This is a genomic window from Ornithinimicrobium faecis (genome assembly GCF_023923225.1).
Classification (GTDB): Bacteria; Actinomycetota; Actinomycetes; order Actinomycetales; family Dermatophilaceae; genus Ornithinicoccus; species Ornithinicoccus faecis.
This window is the reverse complement of the sequence record NZ_CP099489.1, coordinates 3,154,857-3,173,718: the sequence shown is the minus strand read 5'-3', so window position 1 is coordinate 3,173,718 and position 18,862 is coordinate 3,154,857. Positions and strand designations below refer to the sequence as shown.

Annotated in this window: 16 protein-coding genes; 10 read left to right on the top strand and 6 right to left on the bottom strand. The window is 69.7% G+C overall.

Annotated elements, in window-relative coordinates; genetic code table 11:
- Nucleotides 1–145: 145 nt before the first annotated feature.
- Entirely contained in the window at nt 146–1,831 is a 1,686-nt protein-coding gene (locus NF556_RS14800) for a ribonuclease J (protein WP_252591685.1), read from the top strand.
- A gap of 137 nt (nt 1,832–1,968) precedes the next feature.
- Here NF556_RS14800 and NF556_RS14795 read toward each other — a convergent pair whose 3' ends face one another.
- Entirely contained in the window at nt 1,969–2,781 is an 813-nt protein-coding gene (locus tag NF556_RS14795; RefSeq protein ID WP_252591684.1) for a hypothetical protein, read from the bottom strand.
- Nucleotides 2,778–3,443 carry a SatD family protein gene (locus NF556_RS14790; RefSeq protein WP_252591682.1) on the bottom strand — a complete coding sequence of 222 codons (666 nt, stop codon included), beginning with the start codon at nt 3,441–3,443 and terminating at the stop codon, nt 2,778–2,780. The genes NF556_RS14795 and NF556_RS14790 overlap by 4 nt, the downstream gene beginning before the upstream one ends.
- 472 nt (nt 3,444–3,915) lie before the next feature.
- Here NF556_RS14790 and NF556_RS14785 point away from each other — a divergent pair, with 472 nt between their 5' ends.
- Genes NF556_RS14785 through NF556_RS14775 form a run of 3 tightly spaced genes read left to right on the top strand, consistent with a single transcriptional unit; the run spans nt 3,916 to nt 8,227 of the window.
- Nucleotides 3,916–6,516 (top strand): FtsK/SpoIIIE family DNA translocase, encoded by a 2,601-nt coding sequence (locus NF556_RS14785; protein ID WP_252595819.1) that lies wholly within the window; start codon nt 3,916–3,918, stop codon nt 6,514–6,516.
- An 11-nt stretch (nt 6,517–6,527) separates the two neighbouring features.
- The gene (locus tag NF556_RS14780; RefSeq protein WP_252591680.1) at nt 6,528–7,232 is read left to right on the top strand and encodes an ion channel; all 705 of its coding nucleotides are present in this window, start codon (nt 6,528–6,530) and stop codon (nt 7,230–7,232) included.
- The gene (locus NF556_RS14775) at nt 7,229–8,227 is read left to right on the top strand and encodes a YeiH family protein (RefSeq protein WP_252591678.1); all 999 of its coding nucleotides are present in this window, start codon (nt 7,229–7,231) and stop codon (nt 8,225–8,227) included. The genes NF556_RS14780 and NF556_RS14775 overlap by 4 nt, the downstream gene beginning before the upstream one ends.
- A gap of 47 nt (nt 8,228–8,274) precedes the next feature.
- Here NF556_RS14775 and NF556_RS14770 read toward each other — a convergent pair whose 3' ends face one another.
- Together NF556_RS14770 and NF556_RS14765 are read right to left on the bottom strand one after the other, a co-directional pair.
- The gene (locus NF556_RS14770) at nt 8,275–9,069 is read right to left on the bottom strand and encodes an HAD hydrolase family protein (RefSeq protein ID WP_252591676.1); all 795 of its coding nucleotides are present in this window, start codon (nt 9,067–9,069) and stop codon (nt 8,275–8,277) included.
- Entirely contained in the window at nt 9,066–10,475 is a 1,410-nt protein-coding gene (locus NF556_RS14765; RefSeq protein ID WP_252591675.1) for an MFS transporter, read from the bottom strand. The genes NF556_RS14770 and NF556_RS14765 overlap by 4 nt, the downstream gene beginning before the upstream one ends.
- A 94-nt stretch (nt 10,476–10,569) precedes the next feature.
- Here NF556_RS14765 and NF556_RS14760 point away from each other — a divergent pair, with 94 nt between their 5' ends.
- From NF556_RS14760 to NF556_RS14735, 6 genes are all read left to right on the top strand, one after another.
- Entirely contained in the window at nt 10,570–13,578 is a 3,009-nt protein-coding gene (locus NF556_RS14760; RefSeq protein ID WP_252591674.1) for an AfsR/SARP family transcriptional regulator, read from the top strand.
- A 53-nt stretch (nt 13,579–13,631) separates the two neighbouring features.
- Nucleotides 13,632–15,167, top strand: coding sequence for a 30S ribosomal protein S12 methylthiotransferase RimO (gene rimO / locus NF556_RS14755; RefSeq protein WP_252591673.1), 1,536 nt, complete (start codon nt 13,632–13,634; stop codon nt 15,165–15,167).
- A complete protein-coding gene (pgsA, locus tag NF556_RS14750; RefSeq protein WP_252591672.1) occupies nt 15,164–15,763 on the top strand; it encodes a CDP-diacylglycerol--glycerol-3-phosphate 3-phosphatidyltransferase in 600 nt (199 codons plus the stop codon). Before rimO ends, pgsA begins: the two co-directional genes overlap by 4 nt.
- Before the next feature lie 9 nt (nt 15,764–15,772).
- Complete coding sequence (locus NF556_RS14745) at nt 15,773–16,279, top strand: CinA family protein (RefSeq protein WP_252591671.1); 507 nt, start codon at nt 15,773–15,775, stop codon at nt 16,277–16,279.
- A gap of 79 nt (nt 16,280–16,358) precedes the next feature.
- On the top strand, nt 16,359–16,703 hold the full coding sequence (locus NF556_RS14740) for a helix-turn-helix domain-containing protein (RefSeq protein ID WP_252591670.1): 345 nt from the start codon (nt 16,359–16,361) through the stop codon (nt 16,701–16,703).
- A gap of 434 nt (nt 16,704–17,137) precedes the next feature.
- Nucleotides 17,138–17,524, top strand: coding sequence for a VOC family protein (locus NF556_RS14735; protein ID WP_252591669.1), 387 nt, complete (start codon nt 17,138–17,140; stop codon nt 17,522–17,524).
- 114 nt (nt 17,525–17,638) lie between these two features.
- Here the strand turns inward: NF556_RS14735 and NF556_RS14730 are convergent, their stop codons facing one another.
- Together NF556_RS14730 and NF556_RS14725 are read right to left on the bottom strand one after the other, a co-directional pair.
- Nucleotides 17,639–17,953, bottom strand: a complete 315-nt coding sequence (locus NF556_RS14730; RefSeq protein WP_252591668.1) for a hypothetical protein — start codon at nt 17,951–17,953, stop codon at nt 17,639–17,641.
- 59 nt (nt 17,954–18,012) lie between these two features.
- Nucleotides 18,013–18,861: a DNA-formamidopyrimidine glycosylase family protein gene (locus NF556_RS14725; protein WP_252591667.1), complete on the bottom strand. Its 849-nt coding sequence runs from the start codon at nt 18,859–18,861 to the stop codon at nt 18,013–18,015.
- Nucleotide 18,862: the final 1 nt, after the last annotated feature.

Sequence of the window (18,862 nt, the reverse complement as noted above, 5' to 3'; positions counted from 1 at the left end):
TCTGCGTGAGAGTAGGGGTCGATCGCGCCGTTACCCGGACCCCCCGAGCGGGTAGCGGCGCGATCACCCACTTCAGGCAGCCGGACAACCGCGCCCCTGGCCCCACCGCATGCCGACCCCATCGTGCGGGTCGTAACCTTGCGGCATGAGCCACCCGCATCCTGAACTCACCGCCCCAGGCCCCCTCGCGAAGAACGGCCTGCGGGTCGTCGCCCTCGGGGGACTCGGTGAGATCGGCCGCAACATGGCGGTCGTGGAGTATGCCGGCAAGCTGCTGATCATCGACTGCGGCGTCCTCTTCCCCGAGGACGAGCACCCCGGCGTGGACCTGATCCTGCCCGACTTCGACTATCTCGAGGGCCGCTGGGACGACATCGTGGCCATCGTGCTGACCCACGGTCACGAGGACCACATCGGCGCAGTGCCGTTCCTGCTGCGTCGCAAGCCCGACATCCCGCTCGTCGGCTCGCAGCTGACGCTGGCCCTGATCGAGGCCAAGCTCAAGGAGCACAAGATCACGCCCTACACGCTGGGTGTGCGGGAGGGCGATCGCGAGCACCTCGCTCCCTTCGACTGCGAGTTTGTCGCGGTCAACCACTCCATCCCTGACGCGCTCGCGGTCTTCGTGCGGACGCCGGCGGGGACCCTGTTGCACACCGGCGACTTCAAGATGGACCAGGTGCCGCTGGACAAACGGATCACCGACCTGCGTGCGTTCGCCCGGCTGGGGGAGGAGGGGGTCGACCTCTTCCTGACCGACTCCACCAATGCCGAGATGCCCGGGTTCACGACAGCCGAGCGCAACATCGCACCCGCCATCGAGCGCGTCTTCCACCACTCCGAGCGCCGCATCATCGTCGCGTGCTTCTCCTCCCACGTGCACCGCGTCCAGCAGGTGCTGGACGCCGCCGAGGAGTCCGGGCGCAAGGTCGCCATGGTCGGCCGCTCGATGATCCGCAACATGGGCATCGCCGCCGACCTCGGCTATCTGCGGGTGCCGGACGGCGTGCTCGTCGACCTCGGCCGACTGGCCCAGCTGCCCGATGACGAGCAGGTGCTCATCTGCACCGGCTCCCAGGGTGAGCCGATGGCCGCGCTGTCCCGGATGGCCAACCGCGACCACAAGATCGAGGTGGGGGAGGGCGACACCGTCCTGATGCTCTCCTCGCTGATCCCCGGCAACGAGAATGCCGTCTACCGCGTGATCAACGGCCTGACCCGACTGGGCGCCAAGGTGGTCCACAAGGGCAACGCCCTGGTGCACGTCTCCGGTCACGCGAGCGCCGGTGAGCTGCTCTACTGCTACAACATCGTGCGCCCCAAGAACGTGATGCCGGTGCACGGCGAGTGGCGTCACCTGGTGGCCAACGGGGACCTGGCGATCGCCACGGGGGTCCCGGAGGACAACGTGATCCTCGCCGAGGACGGGGTCGTGGTGGACCTGGTCGACGGGAAGGCCAGCATCGTCGGTGCGGTCGATGTCGGCTACATCTACGTCGACGGCTCGTCGGTCGGCGGCACGACGGAGGGCCTGCTCAAGGACCGTCGGATCCTGCGCGACGAGGGCTTCGTGACGATCATCGTGGTGCGCGATCCCTCCACGGGCAAGGTCGCGGCGGGTCCGGAGATCCAGACCCGCGGGTTCGCCGAGGACGCTGCGGTCTTCGACAAGGTGCGGCCGCGTCTGGAGGCCGCACTGGAGGAGGCCCGTGCCAACGGCACCACCGACAGTCACCAACTCCAGCAGGTCATCCGGCGCACCGTCGGATCGTTCGTCGGCAGCAAACTGCGTCGCCGCCCGATGATCATCCCGATCGTCATCGACGCCTGATCGGAGCCACGGCACGACCAGCGAGCTGTATGCCGTGTGCTCACCTGGTGCGTGTGGGTCGGCTGGCGTGCAGGAGCGGTCACCGGTGCCCGGTGTGGCACGACAGTCCGGTGTGGCACGACAGTGTCGGGTTGGACTCAGCCCAGGTGGGCGACCACCAGGGCAACGAGGGCGACCAGCCAACTGACGAAGCTGCCGATCAGGAAGTACTCGGTCACCTGGTCGATGCTCGCGGTGGAGGCAGCCTGGTTCTTCCGCGCGTCGGGGGTGTCCCGAGCCGCCTGCTCGAGCCGCTCCGAGTCGCGGCTGGCCCGCTGCAACTCCGGCCAGCGGATCAACCCTTTGGCCGCGATGACGATGCTGGCGGCCGTGACCTGACCGGCCAACCCCAGCCCGAGGATGAAGACCCGCTCCATCGGGCCGAGCAGTCGCCCGCCCCGGAGCCGGTCGGAGGCCTGCGGTCCACCCAGGGGGTTGAGCGCACCGGTGTGAGCCAGGACCAGCCGCACGATCACGTTGCCCGTCGACAGTTGCGCCAGGACCAGACCGACGAGGAGCAGCACCCGGGTGGGGTCCGCGCCGGCCAGCGCCTCGATGCCCGTCCACTCCAGCCACCGGCCCAAGGCTCCGCCTGCGGGAGTCGCCCACCCGCTGAGCAGGACACTCAGGGCCGTGCCCGCTGCCAGGGCGGCCAGAGCCAGGCCCTGGCCGAGGTCGGAGTCGTCGGCCCGCCCGGCCAGGACCACCCAGCCGCCAGTCGTCAGTCCGGCGATCGTCAACAGGGCAAGGTCCCCCCAGCCGGTCAACCCGGCGAGCAGGGCCAGGGCGGCGACGGACGCCAACCCGGCCAGGGCTCCCACCCGGCGACCGGTGTGCCGGTCGGACCACCCACGGGCCGCGATCAAGTCGCTGAGGCCCACCGCGATGAGCAGGAGCGCCAGCGCGCTCACTCGAGGGTCCGCAGGCTCTCGGCCGCGGCGACCAGGATCGCCAACCCGTCCTGCTTGCGCCGTTGATTGACTGCCTGGCGGGTGAGGCCGAGCTCCTCCGCCAGTTTCACCTGAGTCTGACCGTGCATGAGCCCCTCCAGGATGTGTCTCGACCGCTCGTCCAGCAAGCCCATCAGATGGTCCTGACAGAGCAGGGCGGCGCTGACCGCCTCGGGCGTCGGGCCGGGGAGGGTGTCGCCGATGATGTCGGCGCGCCGATAGGCCGTGCGCACGCTCTGCCAGCCAGCGCTCGCCTGCTGCTTCTCGATCCACTCGATGGCGGCCCGCGCGGCCCACCAGGCCGGACCGTCCTGCGTGCCGTGCGCGGCGTCCAGCACTGTCACATCGCCCCAGCCCACGCCGATCCGGACATCGATGTGAGGGGTCAGGCGCAGGCGGAGGAGGAGTGCGGCATACAGCGCCTCACCGACATTGGCGAAGGTGCCCTGGAACTCGTCGCCCGCCGTCACCTGGATGTCGTCGACGGTGTCGACCTCGGCGCTCACGGTGGCGAGGGCGGAGGTGAGGGTGTCGTGCAGGCCCTTGCGGTCACTGGAGGCGCGGGAGCCGATGACGTCGCCGAGAAAGGCGGCGAGCGGGCGGGGCGCAACCTCTGATGCCATGCCAAGAGTATACCTTGACTCAGGGCATTATCAATCAATGTCATTGACAACAAGTGAGAGCAAGCCCAGAGCTTGCTCACTGCGGACTGTCAACCCGTGAACTAGACGAGCAGCCCGTCAGGTGTCGTGTGCGGTGGTGCCACCTGCGCGCCGGATCGGCCCCCCTGCGCGTGTGACGCGTGATACGCACGTGAAAGTCAAGTACCGTGCCAGGGTGGCAAACACTGCGACGACCAAACCTCGCTCCGGCAGCACGAAGGCCGGGAGCGCCAGCAGGTCGTCCTCGGGGACCCGCACGAACGCGACCAGCGCGACGGGGCGAGCCCGCTCGGGCCAGACCCCGGCGCGCGGCAGCGCCGCCCGCAGCAAGGGCAGCAAGCAAGCCCCGGCCAGCAAGGGCAAGCGCAACAGTCAGCCCCGCCGTGCTGCCGGGCAGCCACCACTTCCGTGGCGGATGGCCCGAGGCACCTGGATGGGCGTGGCAACGATGGCAGGAGGAGCGGTCCGGTCGATGGGCACCAGCACTGAGGGCGACAAGCCGGACCACCGACGCGACGGGTGGGGTTTCCTGCTCCTGGCGCTGGCGGTCATCGTGGCGATCCGGGAGTGGTGGAACCTGCAGGGCGCCCTCGGCGACGCCATCCACGCCGTGGTGGCGGGGACCTTCGGTCGCGTGGGCCTCGCCCTGCCGATCGTGCTCTTCCTGTTCGCGATCCGACTGCTGCGCGCGCCGGCCAGCGTCGCCGCCAACAACCGCATGGCCGTCGGCACGCTGGCCCTGGGGCTGGCAGCCGCCGGTCTGACCCACGTCGCGCTCGGATCGCCCGACTACAGCGAGGGCCAGGCTGCCCTGCAGAACGCCGGCGGCATCGTCGGGTTCATCGTGGCCAGCCCGATCACCGCTGCCCTGACGACCTACGGCACCATCGCGCTGCTGACCCTGTTGGCCTTCTTTGGCATCCTGGTCATCACCGCCACGCCGGTCCACCGGATCCCGCAGCGACTGCGTGACGCCGAGGCGGCCCTGTTCGAGACCTCCTCGACGTCCGACTCGGACTATGACGAGGCACCGCGCCCCAAGCGTCGTCGCCGGACCGAGGTGCCCGGGGAGCGCGACGGGGACGAGGCCTTCGAGCAGGCGGCCGAGGTGCAGCCGGGCTCGGCCAAGTCGCTGCGTGCCCGGGCTTACGCCCGCAAGCAGCGCGAGGAGGCGAGCGAGGCAGAGTCCGCCAAGCCCGCCGCCGACGCCACAGCGGGCGACAAGCCCGCCACAGCGGCCCCGAAGGCTGGTCCGGACGACACCCAGCCGATCCTGCGGCCCGGGCAGAAGCGCCCAGACCCCAGTAAGGTCCCCCACAAGGAGACGCTGGAGGCGCCGCCCACGACGCCGCTGCCGCAGCGCGTCGAGCAGCTCATGCTCGCCGGCGACGTCACCTACACGCTCCCGGACAACGCGCTGCTGGTCGAGGGTGCGCCACACAAGTCGCGCTCGGCTGCCAACGACAAGGTCGTCGAGGCGCTGACCGGCGTGCTCGACGACTTCGGGGTCGATGCCCAGGTGACCGGCTTCATGCGTGGTCCGACGGTCACGCGCTATGAGGTCGAGCTTGGCCCGGGCGTCAAGGTCGAGCGGGTCACTGCCCTGTCCAAGAACATCTCCTACTCCGTGGCCTCGGCCGATGTGCGCATCCTGTCGCCGATCCCGGGGAAGTCGGCCGTCGGTGTGGAGATCCCCAACACCGACCGGGAGAACGTCTCTCTCGGAGACGTGCTGCGCTCCAACGCGGCCCGCAACAACACCCATCCGATGGTGATGGGCGTCGGCAAGGACGTTGAGGGTGGCTATGTCATCGCCAACCTGGCCAAGATGCCGCACCTGTTGGTCGCCGGCGCGACCGGGTCGGGCAAGTCGAGTTTCATCAACTCGATGATCACCTCGATCCTGATGCGGTCCACGCCCGACGAGGTCCGCATGGTCCTGGTGGACCCCAAGCGGGTCGAGCTGACGGCCTACGAGGGCATCCCACACCTGATCACGCCGATCATCACCAACCCCAAGAAGGCAGCCGAGGCGCTGGCCTGGGTGGTCAAGGAGATGGACACCCGCTACGACGACCTGTCGGCCTTCGGGTTCAAGCACATCGACGACTTCAACAAGGCGATCCGCGCCGGAAAAGTCACACCGCCAGCGGGGTCCGAGCGGGTCATGCAGCCCTACCCCTACCTGCTGGTCGTGGTGGACGAGCTCGCCGACCTGATGATGGTCGCCCCCCGGGACGTCGAGGAGTCGGTCGTCCGGATCACCCAGCTCGCCCGCGCCGCCGGCATCCACCTGGTGCTGGCGACCCAGCGTCCGTCGGTCGACGTGGTCACCGGTCTGATCAAGGCCAACGTGCCCTCCCGGATGGCGTTCGCGACGTCCTCAGTCACCGACAGCCGCGTCGTGCTCGACCAGCCTGGTGCCGAGAAGTTGATCGGGCAGGGCGATGCCCTGTTCCTGCCGATGGGGGCGTCGAAGACGATGCGCGTGCAGGGCGCCTGGGTCGCCGAGTCCGAGATCGAGGGCGTGGTCAAGCACGTCACTGACCAGCTCAAGCCGGTCTATCGCGAGGATGTGACCGTCGCGCCGGCCAAGAAGATGGTGGACGAGGACATCGGCGACGACCTCGACCTGCTGCTGCAGGCTGCCGAGCAGGTCATCACGACCCAGTTCGGGTCCACCTCGATGCTGCAGCGCAAGCTGCGGGTCGGGTTTGCCAAGGCAGGCCGGCTGATGGACCTGATGGAGTCCCGGGGGATTGTCGGGCCGTCCGAGGGCAGCAAGGCCCGTGACGTGCTGGTCAAGCACGACGACCTGGAGGTGACCCTGGCGCTGTTGCAGGGCCAGGAGCCTCCGCCCGAGGCGGAGCCGGGTCTGGGGCAGGACGACGATGTCGTCGAGGTCGACGAGGGCGAGCCTGCCGCACCGGCACCGCAGCAGTATGCCGACCCGCTGGCCGACTCCGACGACGCGGACTACGCGTCGGCCGAGGAAGACTCCGAGGATGCCTGGGCGCTGACCGGGCGCGAGTAGAGTCACCCCCCGTGTTCACCTACGCCGGTGCCGCCGGGCAGAGCAGGCCGCAGCGCTGGCTGTCTGGTCTGCGGGATCACCCGTCGGCCGTGCTGCTGGCCGTGCAGCTGCTGGGCGTGCTGGTCTTCCCGTTCACCGACCAGGGTGGTCTGGGCAGGACCTTGTTGTCCGCCTTCGGGCTGATCGTCCTGGCGATTGCCGTGCTCGCGGTTAACAAGACGCCGGCGACCCGGCGGGTGGCGATCGTGCTCGGTGCCCCGGTGTTCGTCATGACGATCGTGGAGGCTGTCTTTCCCACTCATGAGGGCGTCCTGCTGACCAGTTACGTCTTTCACGGGACCTTCTACTTCTACACGGCCATCTCGCTGCTGCGCTACATGTTCGCTGACGCCTGGGTCTCGCGCGACGAGCTGTTCGCCACCGGTGCCTGCTTCACCGTGCTGGCCTGGGCTTTTGCCTACACTCACGGCATCGTGCAGGTCATCTGGCCCGGCTCCTATATCCACACGGGCCACGAGGGGCCACTGTCCTGGATGGACCTGCTCTTCCTGTCCTTCACCACGCTGACCAACACCGGCCTGTCTGACATCAGCCCGGGGCCCGACGCGGGGCATGCCCGAGCGGTGCTGATGCTCCAGATGCTGGCCGGGTTGAACTACATGGCGCTGGTGGTGGCCCGGCTGCTCGGCCTCACCATGATCAAGTTCCGGCGGTGACCAGAGCAGGTCCGCTCGCCCTGGTGCCCGGGCTCGCCCTGGCCGCAGGCCTGGGGTTGATCGCCCACCTGATCGGCACCCAGGTCCCGGTCATCGGGGGCCCGGTCCTCGGCATACTCCTCGGGTTGGTCGTGGGGACCCTGCTGGGCCCTCGTCCGGCCCTCGCCCCGGGCACGGGGTTCGCGGCCAAGAAGGTGCTGCAGGCGGCCGTGGTGCTCTTGGGCCTTGGCCTGTCACTGGGCCAGGTGGCCCGGATCGGCCTGGACACCCTCCCCGTGATGCTGGGCACCCTCGTCCTGGCCCTGCTCGCCGGCCCGCTGGTGGGGCGCTGGCTCGGGGTGGCCGACGACATCCGCACCCTGGTCACCGTGGGCACCGGCATCTGTGGGGCGTCGGCGATCGCCACGATCAGCGCGGTCACGGGAGCCGCTGGGGCCGCCGTCGCCGTGTCCGTGGCGGTGATCTTCGTCTACAACGCCCTGGCCGTGCTGCTCTTCCCCGTGCTCGGCTATGCGTTGGGGCTGTCCCAGGAGGGTTTCGGTCTGTGGGCCGGCACCGCCATCAACGACACCTCCTCGGTGGTCGCCGCCGCCACGATCTACGGTGCCGTCGCCACGTCCTACGCCATCGTTGTCAAGCTGACCCGGACGCTGATGATCGTCCCGATCGCGATCGGCCACTCCGTGGCCCGGGCCAGGCGGGAGAGCAACGACGGCGACCGTATGCCGTGGCACAAGCTGGTCCCCACGTTCCTGGTCCTCTTTCTGCTGGCTGCCGCGGCAACCTCGTTGGGGGTGGTGCCGCAGTCCTGGACCGAGCCGGTGCACGTGCTGGCCGGCTATCTGACGACGGTGGCGCTGACCGCGATCGGTCTGACCACCCCGGTGGCGGCGGTGCGCGAGGCCGGGTGGCGCCCATTGGCTCTGGGAGGCGTGCTGTGGGTGCTCGTGGCGACCAGCAGCCTGGTGCTGATGCGCCTGACCGGTCACTGGTGACTGCCCCCTGCGCAGCCACCAGCGACCGGTCTCCGCACGCGTCGGACTCAGGCCGGGACAGCGCGCCGGGCCAGGGAGTCGGCCAGGTCGGTGAGCAAGCCGGCCACCGGGGGTGTGCCAGCCGGGACCCGGCGCACGTGCGGTGCGGCGTCGAGATCCGTCAGACGCGTTCCCACGACGTAGGCCGCATCGGCTGCCTGCAGCAGCCCCCGGTCGTTCTCGTCGTTGCCGAGGGCGATCATCTGCTCGCCCCCTCGACGCAGCGTGGCCACCGCAGCCTCTTTGCCCACCCCGGTCGCCACGACGTCGGCGTCCCCGGTGGAGTGCGGGATCACGGTCACGCCAGACAGGCCGGCCGTGGCCTGTTGGGCGGCCTTGCTGCACGACACCAGCATCCGCACGACCCCGTCGCAGCGCGGCGCCACGTCCGGTGCCAGTTCCCTGCGGTGGGCGTCGAGCATCCAGGGCATCACGTCCGGTCCCCGCGCGACGAAGTGCTCGCCGTAGTCGACGCGATAGCTCACCGCTGTGCTCGCGAGTTGTCGGGTGACCTGGTGCACAGCCGGCACAGGCAGCGCCCAGGGAGACGCCGGGCCACCGGCGGGCAGCACGAGCGCGCCATTGCAGCAGACCGCGTCGGTGTGCTGCAGACGGTGTCGGAACCAGTTGCGCACGAACACCGGTGCCCGTGCGGTCGCCACCGCCATGCGCACTCCCCGGATGCTCGTGAGGCGGTCCCAGGCGGCCATCACTGCTGGCTCTGGCGGGTCCTCGGTGAAGGTCAGGGTCCCGTCCAGGTCGGCGACGACCAGCGTCTGCGACATCGTCTCGAGGCGCGTCATGAGTCCACTGCCTGACGTGCCACGCGACGGTGCACACCGTGGGGGTGGCCCCGCAGGCTGAGGGCCACGGCGCCCAACCCGAGGGCGACCATCAGCGCACACACCGCCATCGGCGCGGACAGGCTGCCGGGACTGTTGGCGTCCGGCACCAGCGCCAGCGCGGTGACCAGGGCGAGACCGCCGCTGCCACCGAGGTTCTGGGCCGTCGTCAGCACTGCTGCGGTGCTGCTGCGCAGCCGCTCGGGGGTGGCGTTGATGGCCCCGACGGAGGCGGCGGGGAAGAGCAGCGCCAGGCCGGCCCCCACCCCTGCCATGGCCAGCAGAACCAGCAGTGTCGGTGGCCGCCCGGAGTCGGGCAGCGCGAGGGCAGCGGTCGCGCCCGCGATCAGTGCCATCCCCGTGACCATCGGCGCTGTGCTCCCCGAGCGGCTCACCCACACCGAGCCACAGCGTGCCAGCAGGGCAAAGCACGCTGGCTGGGGCAGGATCAGCAGCCCGACCGTGAAGGCATCCAGGTCGTGCCAGTCCTGCAGGGCCAGGGTCAGCAGATAGATGGCCGCGAGCATCCCTGCGGAGGCAGCACCGATGGCGATCATCGACCGCCGCACGGGCGGGACCAACACGCCGGGGGGCAGGGTGAGGTGCCGACGGGCGAGCACGACGCCAGCCAGACAGGTCAGCACCAACAGGCTCGCCAGGACAGTCGTGACGGACAGCTGCCGGAGGGCGCCGAGCCACCAGGTGCCACCGCCGATCAGGGCCAGCAGGGCGATCGTGCCCCACCAGTCGGGTCGCTGGGAGGACCGGTCGACGTCATCGGCGGGGGCCGCGGGGACCCGCCAGGTCAGCAGCAGGACCAGGAGGACAAAGGGGAGCAGCACCGCAAAACTGCTGCGCCACCCGAGGTGCGCCACCAGGAATCCCGGGAGGACCAGCCCGGTGGAGAACCCCACCGCACCGAGCGCGCCATACAGCGCCACCAGGCGGTTGCGCTCGGGCCCCTGCGGCAACGGCGCAGTGATCAGTCCGAGTGCGGCGGGTGCGGTGAGGGCGGCTCCGGCTCCCTGCAGCAGCCGGGCGAGGACAAGCAACCAGACGGAGGGGGCCAGGGTGCCGAGCAGGCTGCCCAGGGCGAACAGGGTGAGGCCGACCAGGAAGACCTTGCGACGATCCAGCCAGTCCGCGAGGCGCCCGGCCGGGAGCAGCAGGGCGGCATACGCGACCAGGAAGGTCGAGGCCACCAGTTGCAACCCGACCGGGCCGGGTGCCAGGTCGGCCCGCACGGCCGCGACCTGGACATTGATGCTCGAGGAGCTGAGCCCCTCGATGAACATGACGAGACAGACCCCGTGGACCTGCCACCGGGTGAGGGCGCGCGGTGGCACCCCCGTTGTCGTGATTCCCATGGCCAGCATCGTGATCGCCCCACCTTTCCTCGTTCTTTCAATCCGCTCGCACGCACGCTGGGGGAGGGCTATCGTCGATAGGCGGAGGGGTGAGATGGAGTTTCAGGTTCTGGGCCGCGTGGGATACCGCGCCGGCGAGTCATGGGTGCGGCCCCGTGGCGCCCTGCGCCGCAGGATGCTCGGGGTGCTGCTCGCTCGGGCCGGCCACGTGGTCACCTATGACGCGCTGGCGCAGGCACTGTGGCCAGGTCAGGACGACGACCCACAGCCCCAGGTCCGGGTGGCTGCCCGGCTGCACCTGCACGCCCACCGGTTCCGTCAGGAGCTGGACAGCGCGGAGAGGCTGGTGGCGGACGGCAGTGGCTATCTGCTCCAGGTCGAGCACGACGAGCTGGACGCCACCCGGTTTGCCCGGCTGGTCGAGGGGGCGATGGGAGCCGCTGCCGATGATCCTGCCCGGGCGGGCCTGGCACGCGAGGCCCTGTCACAGTGGGCCGACCCGTGGGGAGGGACGGCCTATCCCGACCTGGACGTCCCCCTGGTGACCGATGAGGCCCAGCGGTTGGAGCAGCTCCGCCTCGACGTGACCGACATCCTGTTCGATGCCGAGATCCGTCTCGGGCACCATCAGGAGGTGCTCGCCGATCTCGAGCGGGTGGCCGCCGCGCACCCCCTGCGCGAGCCGCTCCAGGTGCGCCTGATGCAGGGGCTGCACCAGGCGGGCCGGCCGGTCGACGCGCTGGACGTCTATGCCCGGACCCGACGGGTCCTGGTCGATGAGCTCGGGATGGAGCCCTCCGAGCCGCTGCGCCGGATGCAGGAGTTTGTCCTCAGCGGTCAGGCACCGCAGACACCGGCTCCTGGTCGCGAACGCGTCACGGTCCAGCCGATGCAGGCGCCCCCGGCACAGCTGCCCGCCAGCGTCCCCCTGGTGGGGCGCGACGGAGCGCTCGAGCTGCTCGACGCCGCGCTGACCGACGGCACCAACCGGCACGCCCTGATCTCGGGGCTGCCCGGAGTCGGCAAGACCGCCCTGGCCGTGGCGTGGGTCGCCGCTCACCGTGCGGACTTTCCGGACGGTCAGCTCTACGTCGACTTCCAGGGCTACGGGCCAACCCCCGGCCCCTCGGTGGATGCCGCCCTGGAGCGATTCATCCGGGCGCTGGGAGGCGACCCAGCAGGGGCCCGCGACAGGGAGGAACGGGTGGCCACCTATCGCAGTCTGCTGGCCGGTCGCCAGGTTGCGATCCTGATCGACAACGCCCGCAGCGAGGAAGCCGTCCGACCGTTGCTCCCCGGAGACAACGGGTGCGCCAGCCTGGTCACCAGCCGAGACGACCTGACGGGGCTGATCGCCCGGGACAACGTCCACCACGTCCCACTCCAACCCCTCGATCGCGAGCACGCCGTCGCACTGCTCCGGAGCCTCGCCGGCGCGCCCGAGACTGAGCAGGATGACTCGTCCACCGAACCAGCGCCTGCGGCAGGGGCCTCACGAGCCAGCGGCACAGGCCTCGACGCGGATCAGTTGGAACGCCTGGCGGAACGCTGCGGGGGGCTCCCCATCGCGCTGCGGGTGGCCGCGCTGCGCGCCCGAGATGCCGATGTGCTGGATGGCGGCCCGGGCCAGGGAGCTCCCGACGTGCTGGACCTGCTTGACGTCGGTGATCCCATGACCAGTGCCCGCACGATCTTCTCCTGGTCCGTGGATGCGCTGGATCGAGACGACCTGCGTCTCTTCCTCGCCCTCGGTGTCAACGTGGCCAGCCGGATCGATGTGGGCGGGTTGGCGGCGCTCATTGACACGGACCCCAGGACGGCCAGGCGCGGGGTCGAGCGCCTGGTGCGCGCCAATCTCGCGCAGTTGGAGGCCGGGTGGGTGCGCCAGCACGACCTGCTGGCTGCGTATTCGGCGGAGCGCGGCTCGAGCTTGGCACGGGCGGAGCGCGAGCAGATGCTGCGTCGGTTGCTGGGCTACTACGTGGATCAGGTCAAAGCCGTTGACGCGCTCACCGCCAGCACGGCGGGGCAGTCGGTCTTCCGCAGCCTGCAGGAGGCCAATCAGTGGTTGGACCGTGCTGCGGCCCCGCTGGTGACAGTGGCCGAGATGGCTGCGGACTTTGCCGGCAGCGAGGTGACCGAGCTCTCCCGCTATCTCGGGGGCGCCCTCACCGGGCGCGGGGCACTGGAGCTCGCGGGACGTCTGCACAGCACGGCGGTCATGGCGGCGGAGCGACGCGGGGACCTGGAGGCCGCAGCCCTGGCGATGCAGGTGCTGGCGGCCGTCACGGGCAAACTCGGGGACCAGCACAAGGCAGATCAACAGTGGGCCCGCGCACGGGAGATGGCCATCGCGTCCGGCAGCTCGTTCGCCCTCGCCGTCGTGCACAACAACTACACCAGTGCATTGCTGCCGCAGGGGCAGTTCCCGCGCGCCTGGGGCCACCTGCGGGCTGCTCTCCGGCACATCGAGGTGGCCGGCGACCAGGACCGGAGCCAGTCCATCCGCGCCAACATGGGCTTTGTGCTGGTGATTCTGGAGCGCCACGAGCACGCTGAGCGGGTGCTGCGTGAGCTCCTCGGCGAGGCGGTGCACCCCTCCGCGCGGTCCAACGCGCTGCGCAGCCTGGCCATCCTGCAGCTGCGCCGCGCACGGCCGCGTGCCGCCGAGCCCCTGATTCGTGAAGCGATCGATCTGACGACGCAGACCTCCGAGCACATCCTGCGCAGTGAGTTCGGTGCCCTCCAGGCCGAGGCACGATTCGGCCTCGGCGACCACGAGACCGCCCGAGAGTTGCTCGAGGCCTCGCTGGCCGAGCTGGCACACCAGGGAGAGCAGGCCGAGCTCGTGCTGTGTCTGATCGGCTTGGCCCGACTGGACCGGGACGAGCATCCGCGGCGCTCGATGGTGCGGCTGGATGAGGCACTGGCCCGCACCCGTCGCCATGGCCTGCTCGAGATGGAGTTCCGCGTCCTGCTCGCCTTCGGGGAGCTCTACGACATCATGGGCCAGGAGGTCAGGGCGATCGCGGTGCGCGACATGGCGGGGTCGATCCGGCTCGCCTGCGGACTGCCCAAGGAGCCGGCCTACGCCATCTGGTGACGCGCCTCCCGGTGCGGGGCGCTGCCGGGCTCCGACTCGCTTACAGTGGACCTATGTGCCCCCGTGTCGTTGAGCCCGCTGCCCCTGCCCAGGGTCGGACGGTCGCCCTCGTGACACTCGGGTGTTCGCGCAATGAGGTCGACTCTGAGGAGTTGGCCGGGCGGCTGACCGCCGGTGGGTGGACGCTGGTGGACGACGCCGCAGAGGCGGACGTCGCGGTCGTCAACACCTGTGGCTTCGTCGAGCAGGCCAAGAAGGACTCCATCGATGCCCTGCTGGAGGCCAGCGACCTCAAGGACAGCGGCCGCACGCAGGCGGTGGTCGCGGTGGGCTGCCTGGCTGAGCGCTACGGTGAGCAGCTCGCCGACCAGCTCCCCGAGGCGGACGCGGTCCTCGGTTTCGACTCCTATCAGGACATGTCGGGTCAACTGCAGTCCATCCTGGACGGCCACAAACCCGTTGCGCACACCCCGCGCGACCGACGCCAGCTGCTGCCGATCTCGCCCGCCGCGCGCCAGGACGGCAGCGCCGGGGTGGCACTGCCGGGGCACCAGCAGATCCGGCCCGACGACTTCGTCGCCACCAACTCCCAGGGCACCGATCAGCTGGCCACACCGTCCGGTCCACCCGTGGTCCGTGCCCGCCTCGACGGCCGCCCGTGGGCCCCGCTGAAGATCGCCTCGGGCTGCGACCGGCGCTGCGCGTTCTGTGCCATCCCGATGTTCCGCGGCTCGTTCGTCTCGCGGCGCCCCCACGAGATCATCGACGAGGCGCGCTGGTTGGCCGAGCGCGGTGTGCGTGAGGTCTTCCTGGTCAGTGAGAACACCACGTCCTACGGCAAGGATCTTGGCGACCTGAGGTTGCTCGAGCAGCTGCTGCCCGAGTTGACGGCCATTGCGGGCATCGAGCGCGTCCGGGTCTCCTACCTGCAGCCCGCTGAGATCCGACCCGAGCTGCTCGACGTCATGGCTCAGACCTCCGGTGTGACGCCCTACTTCGACATCTCCTTTCAACACGCCTCGGGTCCGCTGCTGCGACGCATGCGGCGCTTCGGTGACCGCGAGTCCTTCCTGTCCCTGCTGCGCATGGTGCGCGAGCGCGTCCCACAGGCAGGCATCCGGTCCAACGTCATCGTCGGCTTCCCCGGTGAGACGGAGGAGGACCTGGCCGAGCTGACCACCTTCCTGACCGAGGCCGAGCTCGACGTGGTGGGGGTCTTCGGTTACAGCGATGAGGACGGCACCGAGGCCGAGACGTATGCCGAGAAGTTGCCTGCCGAGGTCATCGACGAGCGGGTGGCCCTGGTCACCGAACTCGTCGAGCAGCTCACCGCGCAGCGCGCGCAGGACCGGGTGGGGCAGACCGTGAGCGTGCTGGTCGAGGAGATTGAGGAGACCGACGGCGAGATCGTGGTCACCGGGCGCGCCGAGCAGCAGGGCCCCGACGTCGACGGCGCCACCATGCTGGTGGAGTGGCCGGAGGGCGAGGTGCCGCAGATCGGTGCGGTGGTGCGCGCCGAGGTGGTCGACACCGAGGGTGTCGATCTCATCGCCCGGGTGCTGCCCGACCAGGGGGCGCCGGCGCCGTGACCAGCACACCGGACCCGGCAACGACGCCGGTGGCACCGCGCGCCAGCGCGTGGAACCTGCCCAACGCACTGACGGTGCTGCGGATGCTCCTGGTCCCACTGTTCCTGTGGTTGCTGCTGAGCGAGTCCGGGGAGTCCGAGCCGCACCGGTGGTGGGCTGCGGTCGTCTTTGGTGTGGCCAGCCTCACCGACTGGCTGGATGGTGATCTGGCCCGCCGGCGCCAGCTGGTGACCAATTTCGGCAAGATCGCTGACCCGATTGCCGACAAGGCGCTGATGGGCTCCGCCCTGATCGGGCTGTCCATCCTTGGTGAGCTGCCCTGGTGGGTGACTGTCGTCATACTGATCCGTGAGCTGGGCATCACCGCCCTGCGCTTCTGGGTGATTCGCAGGGGAGTCATCGCGGCCAGCAAGGGCGGCAAGATCAAGACGACCCTGCAGGCCATCGGCCTGCTCCTGCTGATCCTTCCGCTCACCGGCTTGCTGCACTCCCTCGGCCTGTGGGTGATGTATGCAGCGGTCGTGGTCACCGTCGTCACTGGCGTGGACTACGTGATGCAGGCGCTGCGGCTGCGCCGGGACACAGCGGAGCGTTGAGGTGATGACGTGACCGCCTCAGACGCCGGCGCCCACCGGTTGGCCACGCAGACCGTCCGGGCACTGATAGAGGCGGAGGCCTCTGTGGCCACTGCTGAGTCGCTCACCGGGGGGCTGGTCTGCGCGGCGTTGACGTCGGTGCCCGGTGCCAGTGCCGTCGTCTTCGGTGGCCTCGCGTCCTACTCGACGGATCTGAAAACCAGAGTGCTCGGGGTGCCAGCCGCCATCATCGCCGAGCACGGCACGGTGGCGGCCGAGACTGCGCTGCTGATGGCAGACGGCGTGCGACGGCTCACCGGAGCCGACCTCGGTGTCGCAACGACCGGTGTCGCCGGGCCGGACCCGATCGAGGGACACCCGGTGGGCAGGGTCTTCGTCGCCGTGACACGGGAATCAGAACGCCAGGTGCGGGCGTTGTCCTGTCACGGCTCCCGGGAACAGATCCGGCAACAGAGCGTCGGTGCTGCCCTGGAGCTGGTGCTCGAGGTGCTGACTGGCGGGTCCGCCGGGCGCTGAGTGCACAACCGGGAGGGCTCATGTCAGCCCGGCGTTGTACGGTTGAGGTAACCCAGACGGGATGAGGGAGGTTTTGGCCATGGTTCTACTGCGACGCGAGATGGGCGACGTCCTCCGCGAGGAGCGCCAGCACCAGGGCCGCACGCTGCGTGAGGTGTCCGCCTCCGCCTCCGTGTCCCTGGGTTATCTGAGCGAGGTCGAGCGTGGCGAGAAGGAAGCATCCAGCGAGTTGCTGGCCTCCATCTGTAAGGCGCTCGACCTGCCGCTGTCCCGTATGCTGACCGACGTGGCAGGCCGCGTGAGCCTGTCCGAGGCAGCCGACCAGCAGTTCAGCACCGTGCTGGCCGAGGGTTTGGCCAAGCCGATCAGGCACCCGGACACTGTCGCGCAGACCAAGCGCCGCCTGATCAGTTCCGCCGCCTGACCCCTCCCTCTCAAGACGACCGAGCGCGCGAGCGCCCGAGTCTCCCTCCGACCAAGCGCGTGGGCGCCCGACTTTCAGCCCCACTGAGCGCGTGAGCGCCGGAGTCTCCGTCCCACTGAGCGCGTGAGCGCCCGAGTCTCCCTCGCACTGGGCGCGTGGGCGCCGGAGCGTCCGTCTCGCTGAGCGCCTGAGTTCTTGCCCTGGGCTCGCACTCCTGCCCGTGTGACGTGCAGCCAAACAGGCAACGTGCCCTCTGCCCGGGCACGGCAACGCGTTGACCTGCACTGATGTCAGAGGCCCGCTGGCGTCGCCGGTCTGGGTGCACGCCAGATGAGCGAATTGTTCCCCTGTGCACGCTGCACGGCATCAAACGGTTGGAGGTCCGCCGGGCATCGCACTAGAATTATCTTGACATCGAGATAATGGAGGATGCCATGCGGCTACACCACGTGCAGGTGTCGATGCCACGAGGTGGCGAGGAGATCGCCAGGGCGTTTTATCACGGGGCCTTGGGGCTGACTGAGGTCGACAAGCCCGACGAGCTTGCTGGGCGGGGTGGGTGCTGGTTTCGCGCTTTCGAGGGGGACGCCGTGACGGCCGAGATCCATCTGGGCGTCGACGACCCTTTCGTGGCAGCACGAAAGGCACACCCGGCCCTGCTCCTTGGCAGCGTTGACGAGTTGGAGACGCTGGGGGCTCGGGTTGCCGACCAGGGGTTTGAGGTGTCGTGGGACGAACGGCACTCGTTTGCGGGCTATGAGCGGTTTCACTGCCGCGATGGCTTTGGCAATCGGGTCGAGGTGCTGACAGCGGTGGTCTGACCCCGCCAGCGTTGCCGCCAGGTTGGTCTGACCCCGGCAGCGTTGCCGCCGCCGTGGTCTGACCCCGGAAGCGTCGTGCCACCGCACCACGAACAGCACGAGGACGTGCCGCCCTCAGCCCGAGGTGTTGACCTCGAGGAGCACCTCGCTGAGAAACATCCAGGTCGCGAAGGCTGCTGCTCCGGCCCCGAAGGCATGGGCCTCCGGTCCCCATCTGGGCCCGGGACTCGCAGCAGACCTGGCCAGGGCGAGGCCACCCATGAGGTTCGCGCCGCCCCACAGCGCATTGACAAGCGGGCCAGAGTTCTTGCCTGCCAAGGGCGTCAGGAACTCCTTGCCCACGGCCGCAGTGGCCAGGTGGTCGATGCTATTGACCGTGAGCACACCGGACAGGAACGCGCGGACCGAGTTGCTGTTGATTTCAGCCATGCCTCAAGTGTGGGGACTGCGGGCCGGGCCTCGCCACTGGTTTGGGCCGGTGCCACGGGTCATGATCCCTGGCACGCAGGGCAGAAACTGATCACGCGCTGACGCGGTTGCTGGCCGATCGGTTGCTCCACGATGACTGCGCCACAGCGTCGGCACGGTCGCCCGCTGCGGCCGAAGACCCGGTAGGTCCCGGGCAGCCACCCGTCGGCAGGCTGTCGCGTCAGGAGACCAACGGAGGAATCGTGCCCGACCCGGCAGGAGCGCACCATCCAGAGTCGCGCGGTGTCAATGACCCGCCCCAGCACCTCCGGGTCGACGTCGCCCACCGGTGCCCACGGACTAACCCGGTGCTCGAACAGTGGCTCGCTGGCATAGATCGTGCCGATGCCGGCCAGGTTGCGCTGGTCGAGCAGTGCGACGGCCACAGGGACCGACGGATCCCGGACCAGATGCGACAGAGCGCGATCCCGGTCGAAGGTGCGGTCGAGCAGGTCGGGTCCCAGATGACCCACGAGCCGCTCCTCGTGCCGGGTCTCGACCAGGTCGAGCATGCCGAGGCTGTCGCCAATGGCCAAGTGCTCCCGCGTCCAGAGCACTGCGCGCACCGTGTGCGGGCGTGTCGCCGGGTGCGTCTGCACCCCCAGCGCATCGGTCACGGACCCGTCACCACCGGTGCGTGTCAGCACCCGCCACGATCCGTCCATCCGCAGATGGCTGTGCAGCGTGATGCCACCCTCGAGACGGTGCAGCAGGTGCTTGCCTCGGGGAAGGACCTCCAACGTCGCCCGCCCAGTGAGGTCGCTGGTGGCCAGCGCGGGCACCCGCAGGTCGGCGCCGAGCAGGACCTCTCCGGTCAGGGCACGGTGCAGGCGTCGCGCTGTTCGCCAGACGGCGTCACCCTCGGGCACG

Bases quoted from the DNA above. Each gene is read 5' to 3' on its own strand.
- NF556_RS14800 (WP_252591685.1), top strand. From the start codon at position 146: ATGAGCCACCCGCATCCTGAACTCACCGCCCCAGGCCCCCTCGCGAAG.
- NF556_RS14790 (WP_252591682.1), bottom strand. From the start codon at position 3,443: ATGGCATCAGAGGTTGCGCCCCGCCCGCTCGCCGCCTTTCTCGGCGAC.
- NF556_RS14785 (WP_252595819.1), top strand. From the start codon at position 3,916: ATGGGCGTGGCAACGATGGCAGGAGGAGCGGTCCGGTCGATGGGCACC.
- NF556_RS14770 (WP_252591676.1), bottom strand. From the start codon at position 9,069: ATGACGCGCCTCGAGACGATGTCGCAGACGCTGGTCGTCGCCGACCTG.
- NF556_RS14765 (WP_252591675.1), bottom strand. From the start codon at position 10,475: ATGGGAATCACGACAACGGGGGTGCCACCGCGCGCCCTCACCCGGTGG.
- NF556_RS14760 (WP_252591674.1), top strand. From the start codon at position 10,570: ATGGAGTTTCAGGTTCTGGGCCGCGTGGGATACCGCGCCGGCGAGTCA.
- rimO (WP_252591673.1), top strand. From the start codon at position 13,632: ATGTGCCCCCGTGTCGTTGAGCCCGCTGCCCCTGCCCAGGGTCGGACG.
- NF556_RS14740 (WP_252591670.1), top strand. From the start codon at position 16,359: ATGGTTCTACTGCGACGCGAGATGGGCGACGTCCTCCGCGAGGAGCGC.
- NF556_RS14735 (WP_252591669.1), top strand. From the start codon at position 17,138: ATGCGGCTACACCACGTGCAGGTGTCGATGCCACGAGGTGGCGAGGAG.
- NF556_RS14730 (WP_252591668.1), bottom strand. From the start codon at position 17,953: ATGGCTGAAATCAACAGCAACTCGGTCCGCGCGTTCCTGTCCGGTGTG.